The sequence below is a fragment of the Bacillus sp. PAMC28571 genome (genome assembly GCF_014250435.1).
Lineage (GTDB): Bacteria > Bacillota > Bacilli > Bacillales > Bacillaceae > Bacillus > Bacillus safensis.
Map to the genome: position 1 here is coordinate 676309 of NZ_CP060191.1, position 16143 is coordinate 692451.

Genomic DNA, 16143 nt, shown 5'->3' on the forward strand with positions numbered 1-16143 from the left:
TGTAAAGGGTGCTTGAGGCGTTCAGTCATAAAAGACAAAGGGCTAAAATAAAGATCATTTTAGCCCTTTGTCCAACAATTTTTTTTCGAAATGGAATTACTTCATGCTACCTTGAAGATAAGCGCGAATATCCACACCAAGTGAATCTGCTAATCGCTGGCCGTAATCTTCATCTGCACGATAGAAGTTGCAGATTGCAAGTAATTTTGTTTGGTCATTCACATCTTTCAGATCAGCTGTTAGGTTTTTAATCAATGCTTGTTTCTCTTCTTCAGAGTAGCTTCGATATTTTTCTCCAGCTTGTTTGAAATCGTTCGGTTTTTCAATTTTTTGTCTCACCATACGGTCACCGTGAAGAACTGGCTCACTTTCTTTGTAGTGAGGGTTTTCTTTTGGCTGATCGGCATAACGGTTTGGTTCATAGTTAATATGACCGCTTGGACGAGTCGTTGTCATAAAGCCATCCTGCTGGTTATTGTGTACAGGTGCATAAGGGCAGTTAACCGGAATGCGCATGTAGTTCGCACCAAGACGGTGGCGCTGCGTATCAGGATATGAGAACAGACGGCCTTGAAGCAGTTTATCTTCAGATGCCTCAATTCCTGGAACAAATGCACTTGGCGTGAAAGCAGACTGTTCTGTTTCAGCAAAGAAGTTCTCAGGATTGCGGTTGAGTGTCATGCGTCCTACTTTTTGAAGCGGGTAATCTTCCTCGCTCCACGTTTTTGTTGGGTCACATGGATCATAATCAAGGTCATCATAATCGCTGAGCGGCATAAGCTGAACATATAAGTCCCATGCTGGGAAGTTGCCTTTTTCAATGCGGTCATATAAATCTCTTGTCGCATGCTGGAAATCGTTTGCTTGAATTTCCGCTGCTTCTTCCATAGATAAGTTGCGAATACCTTCAGAAGGTCTCCAGTGATATTTCACATATTTTGCTTCGCCGTATTTGTTCACCCATCTAAATGTATGCACACCAGAACCGCGCATTTCAGCGTAGCTTGCAGGGATTCCTTCGTCAGAGAAAAGCCATGTGAGCATATGAGTGGATTCAGGCGTTAAAGTCATAAAATCCCAATAACGGTCAGGATCTTGAATATTGGTTACAGGATCTGGCTTGAGAGAGTGAACCATATCAGGGAATTTCAATGCATCACGAATAAAGAAGATCGGCAAGTTGTTACCAACGAGATCATAGTTGCCTTCTTCTGTATAAAATTTGACAGCAAAGCCGCGCGGGTCACGCAATGTTTCAGGTGAACCTTTCGGATGAATAACGGTAGAGAAGCGAACAAAAACGTCTGTTTGTTTTCCTTCTTCACTTAAGAAGGCTGCTTTTGTATGTTTCTCCATGCTGTTTTCTACTTCAAACACACCGTAAGCGCCGGCGCCTCTTGCATGAACGACGCGCTCTGGAATACGTTCACGGTCAAAGTGTGCAAGTTTTTCAATCAAATGGTAATCATCAAGAAAGGTAGGTCCGCGGTGACCAGCTGTTCTTGAGTTTTGGTTATCGCCAACAGGCACGCCTTGGTTCGTTGTCAAATTTTTATGATTTGAATTTGTCATTCTTTTCTCCTCCTGTAAACAAAAAAGTGTTTTCTAGCAATCTATATACCCTAATTATATTGAATCAAACATGATAGTCAATATTTATTTATAATAATTTTAAATAAATTATTATTACAAGAAGGTAAAGAAAAAGACGAAAGAATAAATTCTTTCGCCTTAAAGCAGGAGCTCTCTAAGAGCATCTTTGTTTTGTGTTAAATCGTTTAGTGTGTATCGGTCTAGAACGCTTAAATAAGCAGTGAGTGCTTCATGAAGTACATGCTTTAATGAACAAATTGGGGAGATGATGCAGCTGTTTTTCTTTGGATCAAAGCATTCAACCATGACTAAATCATCCTCTGTATAACGGACAACCTCTCCAATATTGATGCTTTCTGGGCTTTTTCCAAGCCTGATCCCGCCATTTCTTCCGCGAATTGTTTCCACATACCCGCGTTTTCCAAGATGATAAATCACCTTCGTCAGATGATTTTTAGAAATGCCATAAACATCGGCGATCTGCTGAATATTTGACAGTTCATTATTTTCTCTCGAAGCTAAATAAATGAGTACCCTTAATGAGAAATCTGTGTAATTCGTAAGTTTCATTTTGACGACCTCTAAACCTAATAGAGTTTTGTATCATCGTAACACATTTTAGACAAAAACTGTTCGAGAAAGTGTAAAATGTGACAACATTTAAAACATGTATTATAAATATTGCTTTTAGAGACTGTCATCTATTACGATAAAGATGTATTTAAAATACTTCTTTTGAAAGAAGGAATGACGATGTTATCTAAAGATCAAATGAATGCAATAAAGCAATCAGCTCCTCTACTAAAAGCCGAGGGAACCAAACTTGTCACTGTTTTTTATCAAAATATGATTCGCCAGCACCCGGAGCTGCTCAATCAATTTAATAAAACAAATCTGATGAACGGAAGTCAGCCAGAGGCACTTGCTGCGACACTATATCAAGCTGCACTGCACATTGATCGGTTAGAGGAATTACTTCCTGCGGTCAAACAAATTGCCCATAAGCATGTCAGTGTCATGGTCAAAAAAGAACAATACCCAATTGTCGGATATCACCTGATTGAAGCGATGAAAGAGGTGTTTGGTTTAAGAGAAGAAGATGCCACTTTATTAGCTTGGAAAGCTGCATATGACATCATTGCGAATATTTTCATGACCATAGAAGCAGAAATGATGGATAAAAATGTGAAACAGACAGGCGGATGGGCAGATGTGAAGCCGTTTGTAATTAAGAAAAAGAAGCAAGAATCTCCTTCGCTTATCTCTTTTTATTTAGTACCAGAAGATGAATCAGAGCTGCCAATGTATAAAGCAGGCCAATACATTACGGTTCAGGCAGATATGCCAGGAGAAGCCTATATGTGCAGCAGACAATACAGCTTATCAGACGAGCATCATCCATCTTATTATCGTATTACAGTGAAGCGTGACGGTCATGTGTCTACATTTTTGCATGATGAAATGGAAGAAGGGGACGTTCTTCAAGTGAGTATGCCGCAGGGAATGTTCTGTTTGCAAGATGACATAAAAGAGCCTGTTTATTTCATCAGTGCTGGGTCTGGTGTCACTCCAATGATTGGTTTAGTGAAAACTGCCGCACAAAACAGCCAGACATTCACGATGATTCATGCAGATCGATTAGAGGATGTCATCGCTTTTGAAAATGAGTTTGAACGCGTTCTAGCTTCAGCTTCCTATGGACGCATCATCCTATGTAACGAACAATTTCCGCAGTCTGGAAAGGGTGAACTTGTTGAGAAAGCGGCTTCCCGCATTGACCGTCCATTTCTTCAATCGGTAATCGGAGAAGGGAAAGGCCAATTTTATCTATGCGGTTCCCCGGTGTTTACACAGGAGATCATTCATCATCTAAAAGAGCTGGGAATTCCAGCACACCATATTCATTTCGAAGCATTCGGCGGGCAATCCACGAAAGAAATAGAAGTCGTCTAAACGATTGGCGGAACATCATGTTTTTTTACATACGCTCATATAGTAGGGATAAGTCCGATGAGGAGGGATGGTTTCCTTGAGCGTATCTGAAAAACGTCTTTTACAAAGAGCGATTGATGAAATTACAGAGATTGCAGAAGGATTTGGTCTAGATTTTTATCCGATGAGGTATGAAATCTGTCCCGCGGAAATTATTTATACGTTCGGTGCATATGGAATGCCAACACGATTCAGCCACTGGAGCTTTGGAAAGCAATTTCATAAAATGAAGCTTCATTATGATTTAGGGTTAAGCAAAATTTATGAACTGGTCATCAATTCAAATCCTTGCTACGCCTTTCTACTTGATAACAATACGCTCGTTCAAAATAAATTAATTGTGGCTCATGTATTGGCACACTGTGATTTCTTCAAAAATAATTGCCGTTTCCAAAACACAAAACGAGATATGGTCGAAAGTATGTCAGCAGCGGCAGAGCGGATCAAAGAATATGAGCATATCCATGGAACAAAAGAAGTCGAGTCCTTTTTAGATGCCGTATTGGCTATCCAAGAGCATATTGATCCATCTCTTGTTCGATCAAAATTAAGTTGGAATATGGACGATGAAGAAAGTGAAGATGATAAACCAAAACGTCAAACGCCATATGATGATTTGTGGGGAATGGATGAGCCGAAAACGCGTGAGAAAAAGAAAACTGTTAAGCAGTTTCCGCCAAAGCCGGAAAAGGATCTTTTACTCTTTATTGAGGCGCATTCCCGCGAGCTGGAGCCGTGGCAGCGGGATGTCCTTACCATGCTGAGAGAAGAAATGCTCTATTTTTGGCCGCAGCTGGAAACAAAGATTATGAATGAAGGCTGGGCATCGTATTGGCACCAGCGGATTATGCGGGAGCTTGATTTGGATTCAAGTGAATCGATAGAGTTTGCGAAATTAAATGCAGGTGTGGTGCAGCCATCTAAAACAGGCATCAATCCTTACTATTTAGGGCTGAAGATTTTTGAAGATATTGAAGAGCGCTATAACAACCCGTGTGAAGAATTAAAAAAAGCAGGGGTCACAGAAGGATCTGGCCGCAGTAAAATGTTTGAAGTCAGAGAAATTGAGTCAGATATTTCCTTTATTCGAAACTACTTAACGAAAGACCTTGTGATGAGAGAAGATTTGTACTTGTTTCAAAAGCAGGGGAGGGACTATAAAGTCATTGATAAAGAATGGAAGGCGGTTCGTGATCAGTTAGTCAGTATGAGAGTGAATGGCGGCTTTCCGTATTTGACCGTGATCGATGGCGACTATTTAAAAAATAACGAACTTTATATCAAGCATTGGTATGAAGGCATTGAACTTGATCTGAAATACTTAGAAAAAGTCCTTCCGTATTTATATCAGCTGTGGGGAAGAAGTGTGCATATCGAGTCCGTTCTTGAAGGAAAAGAAGTGATGTTTTCTTATGATGGAAAAGGGGTTCATAGGAAATATCTTGCATGAAAAAGACCAAAAAAGATGTCTCTTAGCAGACATCTTTTTTGTCCATTTTATTGGTTTTTCAGCAGTTTGAAAATGTGTTTTGCTTGATCGGTATTTTCCATTAGACCTTTTAGCTGCTGGCTTGTTGGACCATACGCAAAGAATGGAACTTCATCACCGGTATGACCAGATGTTGTCCAGCCTGTATGTGATCTTGTATTGATCACTTCTTCAATCGCATCATCAATTTTAACAGTATCCTTTGTTTCAGCGGCCTTTTGAATAGATGCTATTTCTTCTTTTGTGAAATCAAGATTGATATATTGTTTCAGGGCTGACTCGACAGGCATGCCGCTGACAATTTTGTTTGCGATAAAGTCAGGCGTTTTTTTCGCTGCTTTTACCGGTTTGTAATCCCAGCTCCCTGAACCGTCTGCTCCGAAGGAAAGTCCGCCAGTTGAATGATCCGCGGTCGTGATGACTAACGTGTTTTTATCCTTTTTCGCAAAACGAATCGCTTCTTCAAATGCTTTTTCAAAATCCTTCATTTCACTCATCGCACTGACAATATCATGATCATGTCCAGCCCAGTCAATTTGACTGCCTTCGACCATAAGGAAAAATCCTTTTTTGTTTTTAGACAGCTGTTTGATGGCTGAGGATGTCATGTCTTGCAGGGAAGGGGTCGTTTGATCACGATCAATGGCTTTATCGAGACCTCCATCGGCAAAAATGCCTAACACTTTTTCATTTTTGTTTTTTTGTAAGGCGGCTTTATTGGTGACATAATCATAACCGGCTTGTCTGAATTCCTTCGTCAGATCACGATCCTTTCGGACAAAGTCGACAAGTCCTCCGCCAAGCATGACATCGACTGTATGCTGTTTTCCGATTTTCTCATCGAAGAAATCATCAGCGATGGCTGCAGTGTTTTTCCTAGACACATCGTGAGCGGCATACGCAGCAGGCGTAGCATTTGTTAATTCAGATGTCACGACAAGACCCGTCGATTTTCCTTTTCGTTTGGCTTCTTCTAAAACGGTTTTTAGTTTTTTGCCGTTTTTGTTTACACCAATGGCATTGTTGTATGTCTTTTTACCAGTTGCCATGGCTGTACCAGCTGCTGCTGAATCGGTAATGTTATTTTTAGAGTCGTCAGGGTATGTTTTGTGCATGCCAGTGAGGTAAGGGTCAAACGCTGTTTGCTTTGAAAGGTCACCGTTGTGTTTAAATGAGCGGTAAGTTGAAAGATAGGGTGTTCCCATGCCATCTCCAATCAGCACGATCACATTTTGCACGTCATTTTTCGGCTTCTTTTTAGCCTCAGCTTTGTCAGCTTGTCCAAATTCAATCCCTGAAAAAATGCCAATCGATAGCACAGATGCTGCTGCCACTGCAGCGATTTTCGTTTTCGAGCTTTTCAACACACTCATTCATTTTGCCTCCTCATTGTTTATGTATCGCTCTTACGTTTACAATGGTAGAGCAGAAGTGTGGATTCCTTTTTACAGCACCGTAAAGTTCACTTTAAAATTGTAAAGGTCCACTTTACATAGAATGAACCAAAAAGAGAAATGAATGTATCATTTATCCATGACAAGATGCGATTATTTTGTCATGATTGTGTAATAAAAATGAAATAAAAAGAACCCTAAAAAAAAATAAATTTTGCCGAATTAATAAGCATAATGTCGTAGGAAGTCAAGACTATTTCTTCTGGTATTTGATCCTTATAATAGGGAGTAGATAAAAATTCGGATCAGATAGATACATACAGGAGGAACAAATGAAAAAACAATTGATCACAGCTGCAAGTGCAGTTCTACTTGGGACGACATTATTTGCCGGAGCTGCCTCAGCACAATCAGTAAAAGTTCAAAAAGGTGACTCTCTTTCTGTTCTAGCGAAAAGATACAAAACAAGCGTGAGCAAAATTAAATCAGACAATAAGCTGAAATCTAACGTGATTTATGTTGGACAAACCTTAAAAGTGAATGGCACTTCTTCGAAAAAAGCAGTGAAGACATCAAAAACAACAACAAAAGTAAAAACGGCTTCAGCAACTGCCACTCATAAAGTTGTCAAAGGTGATACATTATCTAAGATTGGCAAAAAATATGGGATGACTGTGAAAGAGTTGAAATCGTTAAATAAACTTAAAACAGACCTCATTAAAATCGGGCAAAAGCTAAAGGTGAAAAAGACGTCTAAAGTAAAGACGAAACCTGTGAAAGAAAAAACAGTTTCTACTTCTTCCTTAAACACGTCTAAGCTCATAGCAGATGCTAAAGCGCAAAACGGTACTCCATATAGATGGGGTGGAACGACACCGAAGGGCTTTGATTGCAGCGGATTTATGTGGTATATCATTAACAAACAAAAAAAGATTTCAAGACAAACAACTGAAGGTTTCTGGGGATCGATGAAAAGTGTATCCAAACCAAAGGCTGGAGATTTTGTCTTCTTTACAACGTATAAATCAGGTCCATCTCACATGGGTGTCTACCTTGGAAACAATAAGTTTATCCATGCTGCTTCTGACGGTGTAACGATCAGTGATATGACATCAAGCTATTGGAAGCCTATTTATCTTGGAGCGAAAACATTTGTAAACTAATTCATTTTAAGAGACTGCTATGAAGCAGTCTCTTTTTTCATATATCATTTATGCCGCAGAAACTGGTCTTTTTCTCATAGATCACTATCAGTCTAAAGGCTTTAAAATAACATAATTGTGGACCCGCTTTTAAAAAAAGGGTCTTATTTTTGTTGAATAATAAGTATATGAAAAAAATATAATCTTCCATGTTGTATAATAAATAGAGGGAGCCAAACTATCAATTGAATAAGGATTGAAGAAAATCTAACCGTTTTATTGACAATATTTTCGTTGATGTATAAGAATTTTCACTCTATTTTTAAAAAAAGTGTTTTCATTTTTTAATTTTCATATATAATAATTTTACGCCACCAATTTATTGTGCTAAATTTAATCTAAATATTCAGAAAATATTGTGAATTATATGAATGTGGCGTCTTTAGACTGATACTAAGTTTTGGGAGTGATGGTATGAGCAATTCATTGTTTAGAAAAAAGAGCATTTCAGAGCTCATTGCGGCAACACAAGGGGAAAAAGCATTAAAAAAGGAATTGGGTTCATTTGATTTAACCATGCTGGGCATTGGAGCCATTATCGGGACAGGGATATTTGTTCTAACAGGTACAGGAGCCGTCACTGCGGGGCCAGGACTTGTTCTATCATTTGTCATCGCAGGTCTTGCTTGTTTGTTTGCAGCACTGTCATATGCGGAATTTGCTTCCACAGTGCCTGTATCGGGGTCTGTGTATACATTTACGTACGCATCAATGGGGGAATTTCTAGCGTTTATCATTGGCTGGGATTTAATATTAGAATATATGTTGGCCGCTAGTGCCGTTTCAGCGGGCTGGTCAGGCTATTTTGTGTCATTTTTAAATGGGATAGGGATTCATATACCAGTTGAGTTAACAGCAGCACCAGGTGGTTTAAAGGGGCAAGTGACATATTTTAATCTTCCAGCATTTATTATTTTAATGGTCATCACCTTCCTGCTGTACTTTGGTATTAAAGAATCAAAACGAGTAAATAACATCATGGTTATTATGAAAATTGCTGTGATTCTGCTCTTTATTTTAGTCGCTGTGAAATATGTAAAACCTGAAAACTGGACACCATTCGTACCATTTGGGACATCAGGGGTCTTAAGTGCAGCAGCCCTAGTATTCTTTGCATTTATCGGGTTTGATGCAGTTGCTTCTGCGGCAGAGGAGACAAAAAATCCATCACGCAACCTGCCTAGAGGGATTATTACTTCCTTATTGATTTGTACACTGCTTTATGTCATTGTTAGTGCGATTATGACGGGCATTGTTCCTTTCATGAATTTTGAAGGAGTATCACATCCAGTGTCTCTCGTTTTACAAGTAGCCGGACAAAACTGGGTGGCTGGTATTGTGGATGTCGGAGCGATTCTAGGGATGACAACCGTAATGCTTGTCATGCTGTACGGCCAGACACGCGTGATGTTTGCCATGTCTCGTGATGGCTTGGTGCCAAAGGTATTATCAAAAGTTCACCCAAAGCATAAAACTCCTTACATCAATACACTGTTCTTCGGTACATTGTCAGCATTAATGGGTGGATTTATTCCACTTGATGAGCTGGCAAGCCTAGTGAACATCGGGACACTTTCAGCATTCATTTTGATTTCAGTGGCGGTCATTGTGATGAGAAAAACGCAGCCGGACTTACCACGAGCTTTCAGATGCCCAGCAGTTCCGCTTATTCCGATCTTAGCTATTCTATCTTGCGGATTGCTCATTTATAAGCTTGGTGCAATCACCTTTGTTCGTTTCTTAATCTGGCTTGCTATTGGGCTGGTGGTGTATTTCTTATATTCAAGAAAGCATTCAGAATTGAATAAAAAGTAAATGAAAAAAGCCCGTGCTGCTTGGCATTAGTCAAGTAACACGGGCTTTTGCTATGGAGTGCTGATTAAAAACCTAACTGAAGATCGACATCGATTGATACGATGGCATAGACACAAACAATGACAAAGATATTCAGTACGACACCGAGGAAACCTGGACCCGTACGACCTTTTTTAATGAACAGTTCAATAATGCCAAATGGAACTGCGGCCATTGCAAAAGGAAGCATTTGAAAAGAATAAAATGTCACGTTGCTGATAATGGCGAGGTTTAGCATGAGCAGGGATAATATCGCTGTGCCGACAGAAATCCAGCCAAATACATTATGCTCTTTAAAAATTCTTACCAATTCCATAATTCCACCTCGCTCACTTTTGCCGTTTTAATGCGTTTTGTCTTTACAAATTTCTCAATTTCTTTAGAAGGTCCAGTGACCACAGAGCCATAAACGGTGACGCCATTTTGATCGATATAGCGTATACGATTAGACAGATCAAGATCAGGTCTGCCAGAGATCGTTGTTGCCCATGTCGGGTGCTGATTAACATAAGCAAGGGCATCTTTGAATTGATCTACCTCAGTTTTTGATGTGTGCTGAAGCTCTTTTAAAAATTCAGAGTCCTTCCCAGGAAAGCCGATTGGCCGCTGATTTCCACTTAATGAATCCTCTGTTTTAATCGCATTCCACAGCACTTTCATATCGTATTTTTTAGCAAAGGAATAAATATCCTTTGGTGTGTAAGCTCTGTCATAGGATACATACACTTCACTTACTGTTCCTTCAGGAAGCTTGTCTAACGTAGTGAGTGTTTGTTTTTTTGAGGCATCTGCCTGCGCCGAAGGATGGGTAAAGAAACCCTCCGTTTCGCGTGCGCTGTCACCATAATAAGAGATAGTAGGCTGCTTTAATTTATCGAAAAACATCTCGATTTGTTCACTGCCAATAGCTTCTGTTTTATTGCCAATTTGCTTTTGCAGCTTCAATTCGGTGTTCATCCCAAAAAGTTTGACCTGACCTTTTAAATCCTTCATATCAATGGCCACGTTTGGTTTGGTCAAAGCGACGGTGACAGCGGCTGTTTCCATGAAGTGATTGCCTTTGCTCTCGGCTCCGCCAACGCCGTAGTATAAATAACTTCCTAATGTACAAAGCGGTAAAATAATGAGTGTCGATATGACAGCAAGTACGGAAATACGTAAATATGACTTTCTTTTTCCGTATTGTAAAATGGCTTTTTGCTTCTCAGGACTGATGGAAAAATCTGTCCAATCCGAGTCGTTCAGTTCCTGGCTTAAGCGTTTTTCGTTTTCTTCAAGCTCTTCCTCAAACGCTATCATTTCTTCCTCATTCATCTCACCATTATTATATTGTTCCCATCGCTTGTTAAACTCTTCATTCATCATTAACACCTCTGTTGTAAAGTGCTTTTAGGCGCTGCCTTGCACGAAATAAAACACTTTTGAAATTTGCTTCAGTAATATTCATGACCTTGGATGCTTCCTTGTAATTTAGTTCTTTTAAATAATACAATGTCAACGCTTCCTTGTAGTTATCTGGAAGCTGCTCTAAATACATGGTGAGGACTTCCTTTATTTCAACCTGTTCAACAGGGCTTTGTACAGACGTTTGTAAAAGACCGCCAATGAGGTCATCCGATATGGTCACTTCTTTTTTATGTTTCCTGACATAATCAATAAAAGCATTTCGTGCCACCTGAAATAACCAAGGTTTCACTTTGCTATGGTCGTAGGAATGAATATGTATATACGCACGCATAAAGGTTTCCTGCAATAAGTCTTCTGCCAAATGTTTGTCTTTTGTCATGGAGAGCAGAAACCTGTAAACATCGTTCATATACATTTGATAAATTTCATCGATCGTCACTGATTTTTCTCCCCTCTATGTTATACACGCATAAGAAAGGCATAAAGTTGCACGAAACTTCTCATTACCGTACATTACTCATTTCTTTCGCCGAATCAAAATCATTTCTCCTTATCATAGCGAAATTTGCATCATTTATAAAGTATTTTCAATAGAACAAATCAGGAAAAAACATCGAAAAACGACAAAATTGGACACAATTCCTATTCTATTCTCCCCTAAAACCTTGTGCTTGAATACAGTCAGAACGTTCATTTTTAAACGAAAAAATAGGGAGGACTGGACTGTGTGCAAATTTTTAGTACCAGGTAATAAAAAATTTGTTATAATAGAGACAAATCCTTCATTCTTCAAACAAAGGAAGTGCACTATGTATAAATTTTCAGGCTATACCGTCAAACTATTATTTGGTCTCCGAGGTGGAATCAAAGTCTATCAAAAAGAGAATCTGCCAACTGATCGGGGGTTTGTCATTGCTTGTACACATGAGGGTTTTGTGGATGTTCTTGCATTAGGCGCAGGAATTCTTCCGTTTGAGATCCACTACATGGCGAAAAAAGAATTGTTTGCAAATAAATGGATCGGTGGATTTTTAAAAAAGATTCATGCCTTTCCTGTTGATCGAGAGAATCCTGGGCCAAGCAGTATTAAAACGCCCATTAAATTATTAAAAGAGGGAAAGATCGTTGGGATTTTTCCAAGCGGAACACGTACAACAGAGGATGTTCCTCTAAAAAGAGGGGCGGTTACCATTGCGCAGCTCGGTAAAGCACCAATTGTTCCAGCCGCATACAAAGGGCCTTCAAATGCGAAAAGCCTTTTCAAAAAAGGGAAAATGCGCTTAATCATCGGTGAACCGATTGAGCTGTCTGAATTTGACCATCTGCCGCCAAAAGAAAGATTAGGTGCCATGACAGAAGTATTAAACACAAGAATCAAAGAGCTAGAAGCTCAATTAATGGAAAAGGCATAAGAAAAACGACCGCTTGCTTAGGCAAGGGTCGTTTCAGCGTGTAGACAAACCCTCGCATTCGGTGTCAGTCCTGCGTGCCGGTGCTCACGAATGCTCAATTCGCTCCGGTACTCGTCCTTCCTAGACTTCAAAGGTTTTCTATCACGCTGAAAAAGAAGACAAAGGGCTAAAATAAAAATCATTTTAGCCCTTTGTCCACAATGTGAAACGCCCACTTGCTTAAGCAAGTGGGCGTTTTTTGTTACGAAGCGCCTTCTTCAGCTGCTTCTAATAATTGTTCATTTAACTTTTTTACTTCGATGTATGCCACATGGTGTCCATCGACTTCATTAATAATAAATTCATAGCCTTGTTCACGAATGGCGTCATTTTTCTCTACTTCATATTTCTGAGTAAGGAACCAGCCGCCGATTGTGTCGACCTCTTCATTATCAAGCTGTGTACCTAATAGCAGGTTGACTTGATCAACAAGAACCTTGCCATCAAAGATGTAATGGTCTTCTCCAAGTTTACGCACTTCGTTGATTTCATCAATGTCGAACTCATCACGAATTTCACCAACGATTTCTTCAAGGATGTCTTCAACGGTCACAAGACCTGCTGTACCGCCATATTCATCTGATAAAATGGCCATGTGTACACGTTCACGCTGCATTTTGAGCAGTAAATCATGAACAGGAACCGTTTCAATCACATGAATAATCGGATTTACAAACTTTTCGATTGTATCGCTTGTAGAGCACTCACCGCTAATGCAGGCAGTGAGAACCTCTTTAATGTTAAGAACACCGATAATGTTGTCTTTGTCGCCATCTTCAATTGGATAACGTGTATATTTCTCTACCTTTGTTACCTTCAGCATTTCCTCAATGGTAATATCATACGGAAAGCTGACAACTTCGGTACGAGGAATCATAATTTCTTTCGCCAGACGGTCATCAAATTCGAAAATTTTATTTACATATTTGAATTCTGACTGGTTAATCTCGCCGCTCTTATAGCTCTCTGATAAAATAATCCGCAATTCTTCTTCAGAGTGCGCCATGTCATGCTCAGATACTTGCTGAAGACCGAACGCTTTCGTTAACAAACGAGCAGATCCATTTAATACCCAAATGAACGGGAACATCACTTTGTAAAAGATCATCAGTGGTCTAGCAAAAAGAAGGGATACTTGCTCAGCCTTTTGAATGGCGAGTGTTTTCGGTGCAAGTTCTCCAACGACAACGTGTAAAAACGTCATGATACTAAACGCAATAATAAAAGTGACAATAGAACTAGCTGATTGAGGAATGGACAACTCTGCAAAGAGCGGCGCAAGCATATGCGCAATTGTTTCTTCCCCTAACCAACCAATACCAAGGGCGGTAATGGTAATACCAAGCTGACAGGCTGAAAGGTACTCATCAAGGTGAGTCGTTACATGCTTGACAGCAACTGCTGTTTTATTACCTTCTGCGATTAACTGATCAATTCTTGAGCTTCTTAAGCGAATGATCGCAAACTCTGATGCAACGAAAAACGCGGTTAAAGCTATAAGTAAAGCAACTATGAGTAAATTAACTATGTCCAATTAAGGCCTTCGTTCTGACTTTGAGAACGAAGGTAACACCTCCTGTTTAGTAAAAATTTTAACTTAACAGCAGTAAAAATGATTGGACAGCCGTCATTTTTTCAGGAGTAAGCTGCTCTTTTAGTTTTTCACGTTGTTCTGGCTGAAGCTGCTTACAACGTGCCAAAATGCGGTCCATATGCTCATTCATCCGATCGATATCAGAGGTTAAATGGACAAGTTCATCATGATCTTCCTTTTGAGAAGGGAATTGTTCATCTAATCTGGATTTGATGTCAGAAAGAGCCAATCTCTGCTGTTTGCAAAGAACGATTAATTGTAATCGTTTTAAAGCATATTCATCGTAATAACGATAATTTGAGCAAGATCTAACAGGCGCAAGCAAACCTAGATTTGTATAATAATCTACAGTTCGTTTCGTCACCTGTGCAATCTGTGCTAGTTCACCAATACGATACTTTTTCTCAGCCCCATCTGAACATCTCCTCCTAACCGTCACGTTATAGTTTATGAAAATAGTTTAATATAATTCTAGTCTGAAACACAAGTTAATTGTTCATATTTCCTGCCAATAAGAAGAAACAGAGGAGGATTTCCCTCGATTTAGTGAGTCATGTCAAAAACAGCATGATGATACAGGAATTTTCAGATTATTTATGGTAAGATAAAATGAATACCGTTTCATATATATGTAGAGAGGCGGAATTTTACGTGAACCGGAGGTGGTTAAGTGGGGCCCTCAAAGTCGTCTTATTTAATCAGTTAACCGTTTTGCAAAACATAACATCATCAATCAGGAGGTGACTCCTTGTTCTTCTAAGAAAGAGCAAGGTTAAATGGACGATATTGTTAATCTGAGTATAGTCGGTGTTTTGATTGCTTTAACAGCTTTCTTTGTTGCATCTGAATTTGCCATAGTAAAGGTGAGAAGTTCAAGAATTAATCAGCTTGTTGCCGAAGGGTCCAAAAAGGCCATCATGGCGAAAAAGGTGACATCAAGGCTAGATGAATATTTGTCAGCCTGTCAGCTCGGTATTACAGTGACATCCCTTGGTTTAGGGTGGATAGGTAAGCCGGCTGTGAAAGAACTTTTGGTTCGAGGTTTTGGTTTGACAAACATTCCTGATTCAGCAATCAGCCTGATCTCAGCAACACTTGCGTTCTCTATTATTACCTTTTTGCATGTAGTTGTAGGTGAGCTTGCACCAAAAACGCTTGCCATTCAAAAGGCGGAAAAAATGACACTATGGCTGTCAGGCCCGCTGCATGCATTTTATATCCTTATGTTCCCTTTCATTTATGTGTTAAACGGATCAGCCCGTCTGCTAACTAAAATGATGGGCATCGATATGGGGTCTGAAAAAGAACATTCCCATTCTGAAGAGGAACTGAAGATTTTATTATCTGAGAGCTTAAAAAATGGGGAAATCAACCCATCAGAATATAATTATATGAACAAGATTTTCGATTTCGATAATCGAATTGCCAGAGAGATCATGGTACCGCGGAGAGAAATTTGTGCGATTCCAGAAGATATGCCGTTAGATGATATCCTCGCCATCATGACGCAGGAAAAGTATACACGTTTCCCTGTGTTTTCAGGAGATAAAGACCATGTCATCGGCATGTTGAACAAAAAGCAGCTCTTTGCAGATCTTGTGTATCAAGGTGAAAAAGATCAACTGAAAATTCAAGATTATATATATCCAGTGATTGAGGTTATCGACACGATTCCTATTCAAGAGCTTCTCGTCAAGATGCAGCGTGATAGAATGCATATGGCGATCTTAACTGACGAATATGGCGGAACGTCTGGACTTGTCACAACGGAAGATATTTTAGAAGAGATTGTCGGAGATATTCGAGATGAATTCGATGAAGATGAACAGCCAGTTATTCAAAAAAGAGCCGATCATCATTATGTTTTAGATGGCAAAGTGAGATTAGATGAAATTCAAGATTTGATCGAGATCTCTTATCATGATGAGGAAATTGATACAATCGGCGGACTCATCTTAAAAGAGAATATTGATATCAGAGAAGGACAATCCGTCTATCTTGATGATATTCGAATGAAAGTGCTGGAAATGGATGGACGCTACGTTAAAAAGATCGATTTGAAAAAAGGCGTCACATCGTCAGAAAAAGGCAGTGCACGCACGGGACTTGATATAAAGGAGCCGCTGCTAGTAAACGAAATGACCTTGAGCGAAAAATAAGCTCAAGG

At 39.6% G+C, this 16143-nt stretch carries 14 protein-coding genes; 6 read left to right on the top strand and 8 right to left on the bottom strand.

Going from position 1 to position 16143, the window contains the following annotated elements; genetic code table 11:
- Window positions 1-96: 96 nt before the first annotated feature.
- Together H7F25_RS03065 and H7F25_RS03070 are read right to left on the bottom strand one after the other, a co-directional pair.
- Window positions 97-1572: a catalase gene (locus H7F25_RS03065; protein ID WP_024425295.1), complete on the bottom strand. Its 1476-nt coding sequence runs from the start codon at window positions 1570-1572 to the stop codon at window positions 97-99.
- Between the two features lie 159 nt (window positions 1573-1731).
- On the bottom strand, window positions 1732-2163 hold the full coding sequence (locus H7F25_RS03070; RefSeq protein WP_024425294.1) for an Rrf2 family transcriptional regulator: 432 nt from the start codon (window positions 2161-2163) through the stop codon (window positions 1732-1734).
- A 183-nt stretch (window positions 2164-2346) separates the two neighbouring features.
- Here H7F25_RS03070 and H7F25_RS03075 point away from each other — a divergent pair, with 183 nt between their 5' ends.
- Window positions 2347-3546, top strand: coding sequence for a globin domain-containing protein (locus H7F25_RS03075; RefSeq protein ID WP_024425293.1), 1200 nt, complete (start codon window positions 2347-2349; stop codon window positions 3544-3546).
- A 67-nt stretch (window positions 3547-3613) separates the two neighbouring features.
- Window positions 3614-5035 carry a SpoVR family protein gene (locus H7F25_RS03080; RefSeq protein ID WP_370880851.1) on the top strand — a complete coding sequence of 474 codons (1422 nt, stop codon included), beginning with the start codon at window positions 3614-3616 and terminating at the stop codon, window positions 5033-5035.
- A 47-nt stretch (window positions 5036-5082) separates the two neighbouring features.
- Here H7F25_RS03080 and H7F25_RS03085 read toward each other — a convergent pair whose 3' ends face one another.
- Window positions 5083-6447 (bottom strand): alkaline phosphatase, encoded by a 1365-nt coding sequence (locus H7F25_RS03085; protein ID WP_024425291.1) that lies wholly within the window; start codon window positions 6445-6447, stop codon window positions 5083-5085.
- Window positions 6448-6800: 353 nt separating this feature from the next.
- Between H7F25_RS03085 and H7F25_RS03090 the strand changes: the two genes are divergently transcribed.
- Together H7F25_RS03090 and H7F25_RS03095 are read left to right on the top strand one after the other, a co-directional pair.
- Window positions 6801-7631, top strand: a complete 831-nt coding sequence (locus H7F25_RS03090) for a C40 family peptidase (RefSeq protein WP_024426592.1) — start codon at window positions 6801-6803, stop codon at window positions 7629-7631.
- A gap of 453 nt (window positions 7632-8084) precedes the next feature.
- On the top strand, window positions 8085-9485 hold the full coding sequence (locus H7F25_RS03095) for a branched-chain amino acid transporter BcaP (RefSeq protein WP_044333781.1): 1401 nt from the start codon (window positions 8085-8087) through the stop codon (window positions 9483-9485).
- Between the two features lie 64 nt (window positions 9486-9549).
- Here H7F25_RS03095 and H7F25_RS03100 read toward each other — a convergent pair whose 3' ends face one another.
- The 3 genes from H7F25_RS03100 to H7F25_RS03110 are packed head-to-tail and all read right to left on the bottom strand — an operon-like array spanning window position 9550 to window position 11370.
- Entirely contained in the window at window positions 9550-9840 is a 291-nt protein-coding gene (locus H7F25_RS03100) for a hypothetical protein (protein WP_024425288.1), read from the bottom strand.
- Complete coding sequence (locus tag H7F25_RS03105) at window positions 9828-10886, bottom strand: anti-sigma factor (RefSeq protein ID WP_024426591.1); 1059 nt, start codon at window positions 10884-10886, stop codon at window positions 9828-9830. The genes H7F25_RS03100 and H7F25_RS03105 overlap by 13 nt, the downstream gene beginning before the upstream one ends.
- Entirely contained in the window at window positions 10879-11370 is a 492-nt protein-coding gene (locus H7F25_RS03110) for a sigma-70 family RNA polymerase sigma factor (RefSeq protein WP_185854206.1), read from the bottom strand. The genes H7F25_RS03105 and H7F25_RS03110 overlap by 8 nt, the downstream gene beginning before the upstream one ends.
- A gap of 370 nt (window positions 11371-11740) precedes the next feature.
- Here H7F25_RS03110 and H7F25_RS03115 point away from each other — a divergent pair, with 370 nt between their 5' ends.
- Window positions 11741-12343, top strand: coding sequence for a lysophospholipid acyltransferase family protein (locus tag H7F25_RS03115; protein WP_024425286.1), 603 nt, complete (start codon window positions 11741-11743; stop codon window positions 12341-12343).
- A 241-nt stretch (window positions 12344-12584) separates the two neighbouring features.
- Here H7F25_RS03115 and H7F25_RS03120 read toward each other — a convergent pair whose 3' ends face one another.
- On the bottom strand, window positions 12585-13916 hold the full coding sequence (locus H7F25_RS03120) for a hemolysin family protein (RefSeq protein ID WP_024426590.1): 1332 nt from the start codon (window positions 13914-13916) through the stop codon (window positions 12585-12587).
- A gap of 58 nt (window positions 13917-13974) precedes the next feature.
- A complete protein-coding gene (locus tag H7F25_RS03125) occupies window positions 13975-14415 on the bottom strand; it encodes a MerR family transcriptional regulator (RefSeq protein ID WP_034667702.1) in 441 nt (146 codons plus the stop codon).
- A gap of 337 nt (window positions 14416-14752) precedes the next feature.
- Here H7F25_RS03125 and H7F25_RS03130 point away from each other — a divergent pair, with 337 nt between their 5' ends.
- On the top strand, window positions 14753-16135 hold the full coding sequence (locus tag H7F25_RS03130) for a hemolysin family protein (RefSeq protein WP_044333777.1): 1383 nt from the start codon (window positions 14753-14755) through the stop codon (window positions 16133-16135).
- Window positions 16136-16143: the final 8 nt, after the last annotated feature.